The following is a 12,192-nucleotide window of genomic DNA, read 5'->3' on the forward strand; positions in this document are numbered from 1 at the left end:
AACCGTCCCGTGCGCCAAGCTGACGGCGCTCGTCGGGCAGTTGGAGGACGTCGTCGGCGGCGGGCACCGGGCGCTCGTCTTCAGTCAGTTCACCGCCTCGCCCACGGGACGCCGGTCGGGGAAGACCCCGCCCGTGAGCCCGTTCCCAGCGCGGCGGCGCGCGGCGTGGGACCCTGTCGTCCGTGCCCGCCGTCGCCCTCATCGGTGCCGCCATCGCCCTGGTGGTGCTGCTGCCCGCACGGATCGTCGTCCACCGACGCCGCACCGGATCATCCGGCGTCGTGCTCGCGCGCGCCGCGCCAGGGGCGCCCCGCCGCGCGGCGGCGCTGCTGGGCACCGGCACGCTGCTCGTCGGCATCGGCCCGGCCGCGCACCTCATCGGCCTGGAATGGGACTGGACGCCCGGCAACGCGTTCATCACCCACGCCGCGGGCATCCTGCTGCTCGTCGCCGGGCTCGCCTGGGCCGCTTGGTCGCAGCAGACGATGGCCGAGCACTGGCGCGTCGGCCAGGACGAGAGCGAGCGCCCCGAGCTCGTCACGACCGGGCCGTTCGGGCGCATGCGCCACCCGATCTACACCGGCATGGTGGTCCTCGCGCTCGGCGTGACGATGACCGACCCGACGTACCCCGGGGCCGTCGGCGTCGTCGTCCTCGCGCTCGGGGTGCGGCTGCAGGCCCTCCGCGTCGAGGAGCCCCACCTGCGCGCCCTGCACGGCGCGGAGTACGAGGCGTGGGCCCGCCGGACCGGGCGCTTCCTGCCGCCGATGACCTGAGCCGGATACCGATGGTCGTCCTGGTGCGACGGGACGTGGTCGACCATTCCTCGGCAGGACTCGGTCTTCACCGTCGCGGTCCCGATCTGCAGGGCCCCGGCGATCTCGGGGCCCGAGAACCCGCCGCCGATCAGGCGACGCACCTGGAGCTCCCGCGGTGAGAGCGGAGTCGCGTCCGCCGGCTCACGGCCTCGGACCTCCTGTGTGAGGGCCGCCTGGGCCGCAGGCGCAAGGACGGTCACCCCACGCGAGACCGAGACGATCGCCTCGCCGATGGCACCGGCCGGCCGATGGGGGCCACCAGGGCTGGCTCAGCCCCCCGAAGCCCCAGCTCGCTCACTAGATGGTTTCTAGACCCTGGGATCCACGTTCGGATGGGCCGGACGCAGAGACTGCGAGGCTGGTCGGCAGATCCGCTGTCGGCCTCAGGCGTCGGCGGTGGGGTTCGCACGGGCCTCGGTGCGCATCTCGCCGAGGATGCGCTCCAGCCGTGGCTCGGTGTCGCGATCGACGTGCCGCATCGCCGCCCCGACGGCCGGGTGCGCCTCGCCGATGAGCCGGTGCATCTCGTGCGCCACGGCGCGGTAGGACGGGTGGCCCTCCCGGCCGGAACGCAGCTCGATCAGCTGCATCGCGGCCCGGGCGTTGAGGTCCATCGTGTAGCGGATCCGGTAGCCGAGCGAGACCGCGTAGGCGGCCTCCTTCGGCCGGCCGGCGTCGCGCAGGAAGGCCCAGGCCTCGGCCGAGCGGTCCAGGGCGTGGCGGTAGTCGTCGCCGGCGCCGGCGAGGACGACCTCGTCCGGGACCTCGGCCCCCAGCTCGGGCGTGAGCGTCTGCCACTGGATGGTCAGCATCCGGTGGCGCTGCAGGTCGCGGAAGGCGCCGTAGTCGGAGACGATCTCGAACCGGTAGCGCAGGCGCTCGAGGCCGCGGCCGGGCCGGTGGCGGCGGTTCTCGCGCTCGCCGATCAGGTCCGCGAGCAGGGCACCGCGGTCCTCGGTCGAGAGGGCCGCGACGGTCGCGCGAGCGCGCTCCTCGCCGACCGCGGTGGACTCGTAGAGCAGGCCCGCGAGCAGGTCGTCCTCGTCGCCGTCGACGTGGACGAGCCGGACGGTCGCGCGCTGCTCCTCGGCGTCGCGACCCGCGGCCGTCGCGGCGTCGAGGCCGAGGCGGCCGGCCCAGCGGTCGGCGGCGGACTCGCGCTCCTGGAGGAACTCGACCCAGCGCCCCCCGCGGTCGGGGCGCTCGACGCGCGTGACGAAACTCGGCGTGATCGCCTGCACCGCGTCGAGGATCCAGCGGCCGTAGCGGCGGGCCTCCGGCAGCGGGTGCGCGAGCAGGTGGAGGATCAGGCCCTCGTAGGTCTGCCCCGACGCGTAGATTCCGACGTGGCTGAGCGTCGACGCCGGCAGCAGACCGCGAAGCAGGTCCAGCGCCTTGGCCTTGATCGCGCGCTCGTGGGCAGCCGGCGGCGTGCCGTCGGGTGCGGGGTACTGCTCGGCGCACCAGGCCGTCAGCTGCGGGATGAGCCGCGCGTAGATGCCGAAGACGTCGTCCATCGCCGCGGCGTAGACCGGCCCGAGCGACGGGTCACGCAGGTAGCGGTAGCCGGGCTCGGCGCCGTCGGCGCGGCCGGTCGGCGAGACGACGTCGCCGTCGCCCAGCCACGAGCCGGCCGTGACCGGCGAGTCGAAGGCGATGTAGCGCGTGGACTGCTCCAGGTACGCGCCGATCCGGGGCCGCTGGAGGACCTTCGTCAGGACGTTGGAGCACCACTCCGCGGCGACGTGCAGGCCGCCGAGCTGGGCGACCGAGTCGTCGCCGTAGCCGAGGAAGATCCGGTCGTAGAGCTGCGCGGCGCGCTCGCCCTCGGACCCGTCGAACTCCGCGCCGTCGCCCGGGGCGGGCAGCGAGTCGGCGAACTCGTCGAGGAACAGCCGCCGCAGGGTGCCGGGATAGCGGCTGTAGCGGGCGAAGAGGGCGCCCTTCACGGTCTCCGGCAGCCCCACCAGCCCGAACACGGGCCGGGTCGGATGCGTGACGTGCGGCGCCAGGCGGGCCTGCTCGGCGGGGGTCAGGTCGTCGATCGGGTACTGCACGAGGACGGCAGGCTAGCGACCGGGCCGGTCGCGACCGGCGCCCCCCGGGCGATCGCGGGACGTCCGCGCGCAGCCCGGGGTGGGGCCCGTCCCGCCAGCCGTCGGCCGGGCCGGCGTCGCCCGTGCCGCCGACCTCCCACGGATCACGCTGCTTCGGTGGTCTGACGGACACCGTCCGCATGCTGCGCGGACGGCCACCACCAGAAGTACCCTCGGCGGCATGCGCGTGCGTGGTGGCCTGACGGCCGGCGACCGACCCTGGGCGAGACGAGCGGCGGCCGCGTGCGCCCTCGTCGCGGCGCTCGGGAGCGCGGCGGCCGGGGCCGCTCCGGCCCGGGCCATGACCGTCGACTCGCCGTGGCGCGGCTGGCAGACCGTCGGCCCCCCACCGAGCCTGCGCGGCGAGGCGACGATCGACGACGACGGAGGGACGGTCGCGATCCGCCTGCACGACCGTCCCGACCGCGCGGTGCTGCTCGTCCGGGACGCACGACGGTGGCGGCACGTGGTGGCGCCGTTCCCCCGCGGCCTGGTCGGGACGCGGGAGACCCCGTCCTCCGACCCGTCGGCGAGCGTGCCGCCGATCCCCGGTTCGACGGTGGCCGTGCCGGCTCCGCGAACGGTGCTGCTGCAACGCGGATGCGCGCTGACCCGGTCGGCCGACCTCGGAACGACGTGGACGTCGACGGCCCTCCCGAGGTGCACCCCCGGCGAGTATCCCGGGACGTTCCGGTTCGCGGACGGCCGGCGCGGCCTCGTGAACGTCGACGGCCTCGCATGGGCGACGGCCGACGGCGGACGCAGCTGGCGTGGCCCGGTCGCCGCGGACGAGAAGCTGTCGGTGCTGGGGGTCCGGAGGGACTTCCGGATCGCGGACGGCTCCGCCGGCGGACCACGTGAGCTCCAGGTGACCCACGACAGCGGGACGACGTGGACGGCGGTGAGCCTGCCGCACGGCGCCGCACTGGGGTCGTTCTGGGCTTTCGGGACCTCCGGCGCGACGGGCGTGTTCCTGGCCACCGAGCGCGGACGCTACGTCTCCGACGACGACGGCGCCACGTTCACCGACGCTCCCGGCGCTGACCGGTGGTCGCCCCCGAACGCCGGGGACGGCAGCTGGTCGAGCAACGCGGTGCGCTGCGATCGAGGGGTCTGCACGGTCACCGTGGACGGCACCGGGAAGGGCGGCAGCATCACGGCCTCGGAGTCGTGGACGATCCCGGCGTGGGTGGCCCGGGGCGACACCGCGCCGCCGGCCAGACCGCAGTTCACGCTCTCGCGGACCGTCGAAGGCGATTTCCACGACTACGAGGACCCGACGTTCGACCGACTCTGGGGCTGTCCCGCAAACCGCCCCGACTACGACGACGAGCCGATGGCCCTGAGCAGCGGCACCGACGACGATCCGGGTCTCGGCGGGGCCACCACGCCGGGCGGCATCGGTCGGTCCGGACTCACGGCGTTGCTGGCCGGCGACCGCCTGTGGATCCAGCGCGCGGGACGCTGGTCGGCGGTGCCGGCCCCCGCCCGCGGGTGCGTGCAGGCGGTCGTCGCACGCGGACGGACGCTCGTCGCGCTGGTCAGCGACGGCCAGGAGTATCCGGAGCTGCGCGTGGTCGTCCGCCGCCCGGGAGCGCGCTGGCGCACCCTCTCCGCCGTCGACGACACCGCCGCCGACCTGGCCGTCACCCCGACGGGCCCGCTGCTGCCGATCCCCGGCGGCGTGAACCTGACCGGCGGAGTCGACCGGCTCGTCGGCCGGCGCCAGCGCACGGCCACGACCGCACCGGGGTCCTCGGGAGGCTTCGCTCGGATCGACGCGCACGGCCGAGTCGTGCTGGCGTGGGGGCGTTCGACGCCCCAGGTGTCCGCCGACGGCGGACGGACGTGGCGCCGTGTCCGTGGGCTGCACGCCCCCAGCGACGTCCAGATCCTCGACCGCAGGCATCTCGTCGCGGTGCAGTCGGGCCGGCTCCTCTCGTCCTCCGACGGCGGGCGACGTTGGCACGACACGTCCCGGATCGGCCCGGCCGACGTCACCGGAACGCACGGCATCGCGTTCCGGGACCGCCGCGTCGGCGTCGTCGTCCGCGGCGGCCGTGCCCGCTTGACGGTCGACGCGGGCCGCAGCTGGCGCGCGGTGGAGCTCCCCTTCGCGTCCCGGGTCTCGATGGCCTGGATCCGCCGCCACGACCTCTACCTCCAGGACGCCGACTCCGGCGACGTCTGGCGCCACCGCAACGCCGTCTCCCGCTGACGGCCCCGGAGACGCCCGTCCCGCGGGGCGGCGCTCCGGACCGGATGCTCCCCGACCGTTCCGGCAACCCCGGGCCGCCCGGCCCGGCCACGAGGCCGGACCGGCCCCCGCGCCCGGAGTCCTAGAACAGCCCCGGAACGGCCCGGGCGACGTCCTCGACGACCGTCATCAGCGGGCCCGGGACGACGCCCAGGACCACGATGGCGGCGCCGGCGACGACGGCGAGCACCGTCATCGGCAGCTGCGTGGCACCGGCGACCACGACGGTGCCGGCCCCCGCGACCGCGACCTTCGGCGTGCCCGCCTCGGCGGCGACCGTGGTCGTCGCGACGGCCTCGGGCCGCTCGACCTCGACGGCCTGGGTGCGCGGCGCCACCTCGGCTCCGGCGGGGGCGTCCGACCACAGCTGCGCGACGACGCGCAGGTAGTAGACGAAGGAGATCATCGAGCCGACGACCAGGACGATCGCCAGCCACGTGTAGCCGCCGTCCGCCGCCGACTGCACGATGCGCAGCTTGGCGACGAAGCCGACCGTGGCCGGCACGCCGGCCAGGCCGAGCATCGACAGGGTCAGCGCGACCGCGTGCAGCGGCTTGCGCCGGCCAAGGCCGGCGAGGGCGCTGACGCCGTCGTGCCCGGTCTCGCGCTCCGCGGCCTCGATCACCGCGAACGCGGCGACCGTCATGACGACGTAGGTGAGGACGTAGAAGACGGTCGCCTGGACGCCGAGCTGCGTGCCGACGACTACGCCGACCAGCATGTAGCCGGCCTGGGCGACCGACGAGAACGCCAGCAGGCGCTTCATCGAGCTCTGGCCGAGCGCCCCGACGTTGCCGACGATCATCGCGATCGACGCCAGGGCGGCCAGGGCCGGGCCCCAGGCGTTCGACGTTCCGATCAGGGCGACGTCGAAGAGGCGCAGGAACGCGATCAGGGCGGCGACCTTCGTGGCCGTCGCCATGAAGGCGGTGACCGGCGTCGGGGCACCCTCGTAGACGTCGGGGGTCCACTGGTGGAACGGCGCGACCGAGGCCTTGAAGGCCAGGCCGACGACGACCATCGCCACGCCGCCGAGCATCAGCGGGTCGTCGCCGAGGCCCTGGGTGCTGACGGCGTTGGCGATCGCGGAGTAGTCGAGCTCCCCCGTGGCGCCGAAGATCAGCGCGAAGCCGTAGAGCAGCGTCGCGGAGCCGACCGAGCCGACGATCAGGTACTTCAGGCCCGACTCGAGCGACCGGCGGCGGTGCAGCTCGGTGGCGGAGAGGACGTACAGCGGGATCGACAGCAGCTCGAGCCCGAGGAACGTCGTGATGAGGTTCTGCGCGCCGACGAACATCGCGGCGCCGGCGGCGGCCACGAGCATCATCGCGTGGTACTCGCCGTGGGCGGCCTCGCGCGGGGCGGTGGCGCCGATCGACAGCAGGACCGCGGCGATGCCGGCGACGCCGATGCCGACGACGCCGATCAGGGCGAGCGGGTCGAGCGCCAAGGCGCCCGACATCAGGGACTTGTCCTCGTCCCACTGCCAGATGGCCAGGCCGATCGACGCGGCGAAGGCCACGATCGTCAGCGCCGGGACCAGCGTGTGGCGCGCGAAGCGGGCCCGCAGCAGGCCGACGAGCAGGACGACGACGGACCCCGCGAAGAGCGCCAGGAGCGACGAGATGCCGGCCCAGTCGATGTGCGGGGCCTTGGTGGCGGCGAGCTCGATCATCGGCCGGCTCCTTCGGTCTGAACCGGCTGACCGGTGCTCGGGTCGACGGGTTGCCCGGTACTCGGGTCGACCTGCACGGTCGTCCCGGCGCCGCCGCCGGAGGACGGCACCTGCTGCCCGGTGTTCGGGTCGGTGGCGGGGTCGCTCTGCGACGCGCTGCCCGACGTCGCGGGCTCCGCGGCGGGCGTCACGGCCGCGGCGGCCGGGGCCGCCTTGGACGAGAACGCCGCGGGCGGCGTCAGGCGGGCGAGCTCGGGGTCGCTGCGCAGGATCTTCTCCACGTGGGACTCGCCGACGCGGGCGGCCGCCGGCAGCACCGACCGGGCCGTCGCGTCGTCCGCGGCGTCGACGGTCTGCTGCGGGTGGAACGCCAGCGCGACGATCAGGATCACCGGGACGGCCAGGAGCGCGAGCTCCGGGCGCGTGCCCTCGCGCGGCTCGACGGTCGGGCCAACGCGGTTGTGGCTGCCGCGGATGAAGAGCCGCAACGCGTAGACCGCGGCGAGCGCCACGCCGAGCGAGGCGACGATCGCCAGGCCCGGGGCGGTGCCCTCCCAGGCGCCGCGCAGGATCAGGAACTCGCCGACGAAGTTCGCGGTGCCCGGCATCGCCAGCACCGCGTAGGTGACGACGACGAAGAGGACGGCGAAGATCGGCGCCTTGGTGGCGGCGCCGCCCATGTCGCGCAGGTCCTCGGACCCGCCGGTGCGCTTCGACAGGATCGCCACCGCGAGGAACGCGCCGAAGACGGCGACCCCGTGGTTGACGGACTGCAGCAGCGCGCCGGACGCGCCGTCCGGCCGCAGGCTCATCACGCCGAGCGTGATGAAGCCGAGCTGCGCGACCGACGAGTACGCGAGCACGAGGCGCGCGTTGAAGGTCGTCAGCGCCAGCGACGAGGCGTAGAGGATCGACAGCACCGCCAGGATCAGGACGACCCAGCGCAGGTCCGCGGTGCCCTGGGGCAGCAGCGGCAGCGCGATCTGCAGGAAGCCGTAGATCGCGACCTTCGAGAGGACGCCGGAGAAGACGGCCAGGATCGGCAGCGGCATCGCCTTGTACCCGTCGGCCAGCCAGCCGTGGATCGGGAACGCCGGCATCTTCACGAGGAAGGCCGCGGCGAAGCAGGCGAAGAGCCAGCCCTGCGAGCCCTTCGGAACGCCGCGTGCGGCGATCTCGGCGAGGTTGTAGGAGACCGACTGGCCCGACGGCGTCGCCAGCACGCCGACCGCGATCGCCGCGACGAGCATCAGCAGGGAGCCGACGAGCGTGTAGACGATCATCTTGATCGTCGCCGGCACGCGGTCCCCGTTGCCGAACTGCGCCGTGATGAAGAAGAACGGGATCAGCATCAGGTCGAAGAACGCGACGAACAGGATCAGGTCCTGCGCGAGCAGCGCCCCGAGGACCGCCGACTGCGCGATGCCGAGGTGCAGCACCACGTGCTTGGCGCGCTCGTGCGTGCCAAGCTCGGTGAACGAGATCCAGGCCATCGAGAACGCGAAGCCGACCGTGGTCAGCAGCACGAGCCAGACGTTCAGCCCGGTGACCGCCAGCTGGTAGCGGACGCCCAGCGCGCTGATCCACGTGGTGTCCGTGACGTGCTGGTACTGCGCGCCACCGGCGTCGAAGTCCAGGACGAAGACGATGGAGAGGGCGAGCGCCAGGACGGCGCCGAGGAGCCCGACCCACCGCGCGGAGCGCGACGGGACGAGGAGGCCCAGCAGCCCGAAGGCCGCGGGGAGCCAGAGCAGGATCGACAGGTGCAACATGGCTCTAGCTCTGGGTCAGGAAGTAGACGAGCAGGACCGCGAGACCCGAGAGGACCATCGCGGAGTACGTCCGCAGGTAGCCCGACTGGAGTCGTCGCACCAGCGCTGACGCACCGCGGACCGCGCCGGTCGTGCCGCCGACGATCGCGCCGCCGACGATCAGGCGCTCGAACGTGTCGTGCGCCCACCGCCCGAACCAGCGGACCGGACGGACGATCAGGGAGTCGATCAGCTCGTCGAAGTACCACTTGTTCAGGAACAGCTTGTGCAGCGGGGCGAACCGCGCCTGCCACTGCGACGAGATCGCGGTCGCGCCGCGGCCGTCCAGCGCGGGCTTGGCCCACACGACGTAGGCGACGCCGATGCCGGCCACGCCGACGACCGTGCCGACCACGAGGCCCAGCGCGGTGATCCCGTCGCCGACGACGTGGTGCGGCGCGAACTCGAACGCCGGCTCGAGGAAGGTCTCCAGCGGCGTCCAGATCCCGAACGGCAGGCCGACGACGCCGCCGACCACGGCCAGGACGGCCAGCGTCCCCATCGCGATCCGCATCGGACGCGCGCGCTCGGCGATCCAGTGCTCCGGGCCGGGGAAGCCGACCTCGGTGTCCTCGAGCTCGCCGGTGGCCGGGTTGCGGTGGTCGGGGGCGTGGTGGAGGTGGCCCTCCTCCAGCTCCTTGGCCTCCGGGACCGCGGGGCCCCAGAAGGCGCGGAAGATCAGGCGCCAGGTGTAGACGGCGGTCAGGAACGCGCCGACGTAGCCGGCGGCCCAGAGGACCCAGTGCCAGCCGCCCTCCTGGGCGACCCCGGCGAGGATCTCGTCCTTCGAGAAGAAGCCGGAGAACGGCGGGATGCCGGCGAGCGCGAGGCCGCCGATCACGAAGGCGCCGTAGGTGAACGGCATCGCCTTCTTGAAGCCGCCCATCTTGTCCAGGTTCTGCTCGGACGCCATCGCGGCGATCACCGAGCCGGCCGCCATGAAGAGCAGCGCCTTGAAGAAGGCGTGCGTCATCAGGTGGAAGATGCCCGCGGCGTAGACCCCGGCCGAGACGGCCATGATCATGTAGCCGATCTGGGACATCGTCGAGTAGGCGATGACGCGCTTGAGGTCCGTCTGGACCAGACCGATCGAGCCGGCGACCAGCAGCGTCAGGCAGCCGACGATCATCCCGACGGCCTGGGCCGTGTGGGACAGCTCCATCAGCGGGCTGAGGCGGGCGATCAGGTAGACGCCCGCGGTGACCATCGTCGCCGCGTGGATCAGGGAGGAGACCGGGGTCGGGCCCTCCATGGCGTCCGGGAGCCACGTGTGCAGCGGCAGCTGCGCGGACTTCGCGAACGCGCCCAGCATGATCAGCAGCAGGGCGGCGGTCAGCGAGCCGGAGCCGCTCTCGCCGAAGGTCTCCTTCGCGCCGTGGAAGACGTGGAGGAAGTCGACCGAGCCGGTGTGGCGCAGCAGCAGGATGACGCCGAGCACGAGGCCGATGTCGCCGACCACGTTGATGACGAACGCCTTGATGCCGGCCGTCGTCGCCGTGTTCCGGCGGTACCAGAACGAGATCAGCATGTACGACGCGGCGCCGACGAGGCCCCAGCCGACGATCAGGAGGACGAAGTTGCCGGCCAGGACCAGCACCAGCATCGAGAAGACGAAGAAGTTCAGGTACGCGAAGAACCGCGTGTACCCGGCGTCGCCGCGCATGTAGGCCAGCGAGTACAGGTGGATCAGCGTCGAGACGCCGGTGACCACGAGGATCATCACGATCGACAGCGGGTCGACGAGGATCGACAGGTCGACGTTCACCCCGCCGACCTTCACGTACGTGTAGAGCGACGAGCTGATCTGCCGGGTGCCCTCCTCGTGGCGCCCGAGCGTGCTGATCAGGGCGACGACGGCGAAGACGAACGCCAGGCCGACTGAGGCCGTGCCGACGATGCCCGCGACCGGTCCGCGCCAGACGCGGAACCCGAGGCCGAGGACGACCGACCCCAGCAGGGGCAGGAGGAGGACGATCCATGCTGCTTCGGCGGGACTCATCCGTGCAGCTCCCGGAGCTCGTCGACGTCCACGGGGACGCGGTTGCGGTAGAGGGCGACGACGACGCCCAGGCCGACGGCGACCTCGGCGGCGGCCACGACCATCACGACGAGCGCGAAGACGTGGCCTTCGGTGGCGCCGTGCATGCGGGCGAAGGCGACGATCGCCAGGTTCCCGGCGTTGAGCATGAGCTCCAGGCAGACGAGGACGAGCAGGGGGTTGCGCCGCGTGGCGACGCCCGCGGCGCCGATCGCGAAGACGATGGCGGAGACCGCCAGGTACCAGCCGGTGCTCATCGCGAGCCTCCCTCGGAGTCGTCGCCGGTGCGGTCGTCGGACGCGGGCAGGGAGCTCGCGCCGGTCGACGGCGTGATGCGGCCGGTGAAGCCGCCCGGGGTCGGGTTGATCGCGCCGACGCCCTCGCGCATCGAGCCGGTCCCGGTCGGGGCCAACAGGTCGAGCGCGGCGACCATGCGCTCCTCGCCCGGCAGCACGCCACGGCGGCGGCGGGCCAGCACGACGGCACCGATGGCGGCGACGAGCAGCAGGAACGACGCGGCCTCGAACGGCAGCAGGAACGTGGTGAGCAGCAGCTTGCCGATCGACCCCGGGGAGCCGAAGGACGCCGGCAGGTCGTCGGGGCCGGAGCCGTCGATCGCCTGCAGGCCGGTGCCGAGCACCGCGATGCCGATCGTGACGATCAGCGTCACCGCGATCGCGTACGAGAACATCTTGAGCGTCGGTCCGCCCCCGCCCTGGGGCTCGGTGCCCCCGCCGACGTAGGCGTTGACGAAGACGTACAGGACCATCACCGCGCCGACGTAGACCATCACCTGCACCACCGCGACGAACTGCGCGTAGAGGAGCAGGAAGAGGAGCGACAGCGCGAGCAGGTGGACGACCAGCGACAGCACCGCGTAGAACGGGTTGCGCAGGAAGACGGTCCCGGCCGCGGCGAGGATCGCCGCGATGCCCGCGACGAAGAAGAGGATCTCGTCCACGACTACTCGCCCTCCGCCCGCAGCGGCGTCCGCACCATCGGCTCCGCGAGGAGCATCTCCTTGGTGAAGATGAGGTCGGACCGGTTGTAGTCCGCCAGCTCGAAGTCGGAGCCCATCGTGATCGCGTCGAACGGGCACGCGATCTCGCAGTAGCCGCAGAAGATGCAGCGGCTCATGTTGATCTCGTAGACCGCCGCGTAGCGCTCGCCGCCGGAGACCCGGTTCTCCGGGGTGTTCTCGGCCGCGACGACGCGGATGCAGTCCGCGGGGCAGGCCGCCGCGCAGAGCGAGCAGCCGACGCACTTCTCGAGACCGGTGTCCTCGAACTTGTGCAGCTTGTGGCGACCGCGCCACCGCGGGTACACCGGGATCTTCTCCTCGGGGTACTCCACGGTGTGGGTGCCTTCGACCACGCGCATGAAGGACGTCTTCAGGCCGCGGAGCGTCTCGCCGAAGACGCGGTAGGCGCCGCCGAGCCCACCGGGCTCGGGGCCGCGGGCCACCTCGACGACGTCGCTGTCGGGATTCCAGGTCAT

The 12,192-nt window shown here is 73.0% G+C and carries 9 protein-coding genes; 2 read left to right on the plus strand and 7 right to left on the minus strand.

Translation table 11 applies throughout. The features are described 5' to 3' along the window. Positions 1-182 precede the first annotated feature (182 nt). Entirely contained in the window at positions 183-776 is a 594-nt protein-coding gene (locus AB0L40_RS09885; RefSeq protein WP_364352892.1) for an isoprenylcysteine carboxylmethyltransferase family protein, read from the plus strand. 425 nt (positions 777-1,201) lie between these two features. Here AB0L40_RS09885 and AB0L40_RS09890 read toward each other — a convergent pair whose 3' ends face one another. After that, the gene (locus AB0L40_RS09890) at positions 1,202-2,875 is read right to left on the minus strand and encodes an FAD-dependent thymidylate synthase (protein ID WP_364352895.1); all 1,674 of its coding nucleotides are present in this window, start codon (positions 2,873-2,875) and stop codon (positions 1,202-1,204) included. 220 nt (positions 2,876-3,095) lie between these two features. Between AB0L40_RS09890 and AB0L40_RS09895 the strand changes: the two genes are divergently transcribed. Further along, the gene (locus AB0L40_RS09895) at positions 3,096-5,132 is read left to right on the plus strand and encodes a hypothetical protein (RefSeq protein ID WP_364352898.1); all 2,037 of its coding nucleotides are present in this window, start codon (positions 3,096-3,098) and stop codon (positions 5,130-5,132) included. A gap of 121 nt (positions 5,133-5,253) precedes the next feature. On the opposite strand, the gene AB0L40_RS09900 is transcribed toward AB0L40_RS09895, so the two are convergent. Genes AB0L40_RS09900 through nuoI form a run of 6 tightly spaced genes read right to left on the minus strand, consistent with a single transcriptional unit; the run spans position 5,254 to position 12,192 of the window. Further along, on the minus strand, positions 5,254-6,846 hold the full coding sequence (locus AB0L40_RS09900) for an NADH-quinone oxidoreductase subunit N (RefSeq protein ID WP_364352901.1): 1,593 nt from the start codon (positions 6,844-6,846) through the stop codon (positions 5,254-5,256). Next, the gene (locus AB0L40_RS09905; RefSeq protein WP_364352904.1) at positions 6,843-8,618 is read right to left on the minus strand and encodes an NADH-quinone oxidoreductase subunit M; all 1,776 of its coding nucleotides are present in this window, start codon (positions 8,616-8,618) and stop codon (positions 6,843-6,845) included. Before AB0L40_RS09905 ends, AB0L40_RS09900 begins: the two co-directional genes overlap by 4 nt. A 4-nt stretch (positions 8,619-8,622) precedes the next feature. After that, positions 8,623-10,656 carry an NADH-quinone oxidoreductase subunit L gene (gene nuoL, locus AB0L40_RS09910; RefSeq protein ID WP_364352907.1) on the minus strand — a complete coding sequence of 678 codons (2,034 nt, stop codon included), beginning with the start codon at positions 10,654-10,656 and terminating at the stop codon, positions 8,623-8,625. Then, the gene (nuoK, locus tag AB0L40_RS09915) at positions 10,653-10,952 is read right to left on the minus strand and encodes an NADH-quinone oxidoreductase subunit NuoK (protein ID WP_364352910.1); all 300 of its coding nucleotides are present in this window, start codon (positions 10,950-10,952) and stop codon (positions 10,653-10,655) included. The genes nuoL and nuoK overlap by 4 nt, the downstream gene beginning before the upstream one ends. After that, positions 10,949-11,656: an NADH-quinone oxidoreductase subunit J gene (locus AB0L40_RS09920; protein ID WP_364352913.1), complete on the minus strand. Its 708-nt coding sequence runs from the start codon at positions 11,654-11,656 to the stop codon at positions 10,949-10,951. The genes nuoK and AB0L40_RS09920 overlap by 4 nt, the downstream gene beginning before the upstream one ends. A 2-nt stretch (positions 11,657-11,658) precedes the next feature. Next, the gene (nuoI, locus tag AB0L40_RS09925; protein ID WP_364352916.1) at positions 11,659-12,192 is read right to left on the minus strand and encodes an NADH-quinone oxidoreductase subunit NuoI; all 534 of its coding nucleotides are present in this window, start codon (positions 12,190-12,192) and stop codon (positions 11,659-11,661) included.

This window comes from Patulibacter sp. NPDC049589, assembly GCF_040675535.1.
GTDB lineage: Bacteria > Actinomycetota > Thermoleophilia > Solirubrobacterales > Solirubrobacteraceae > Patulibacter.

Excerpts from the sequence above, each read along its gene's own strand:
- AB0L40_RS09895 (WP_364352898.1), top strand. The coding sequence starts at position 3,096 with ATGCGCGTGCGTGGTGGCCTGACGGCCGGCGACCGACCCTGGGCGAGA.
- AB0L40_RS09900 (WP_364352901.1), bottom strand. The coding sequence starts at position 6,846 with ATGATCGAGCTCGCCGCCACCAAGGCCCCGCACATCGACTGGGCCGGC.
- AB0L40_RS09905 (WP_364352904.1), bottom strand. The coding sequence starts at position 8,618 with ATGTTGCACCTGTCGATCCTGCTCTGGCTCCCCGCGGCCTTCGGGCTG.
- nuoL (WP_364352907.1), bottom strand. The coding sequence starts at position 10,656 with ATGAGTCCCGCCGAAGCAGCATGGATCGTCCTCCTCCTGCCCCTGCTG.
- nuoK (WP_364352910.1), bottom strand. The coding sequence starts at position 10,952 with ATGAGCACCGGCTGGTACCTGGCGGTCTCCGCCATCGTCTTCGCGATC.
- nuoI (WP_364352916.1), bottom strand. The coding sequence starts at position 12,192 with ATGACCTGGAATCCCGACAGCGACGTCGTCGAGGTGGCCCGCGGCCCC.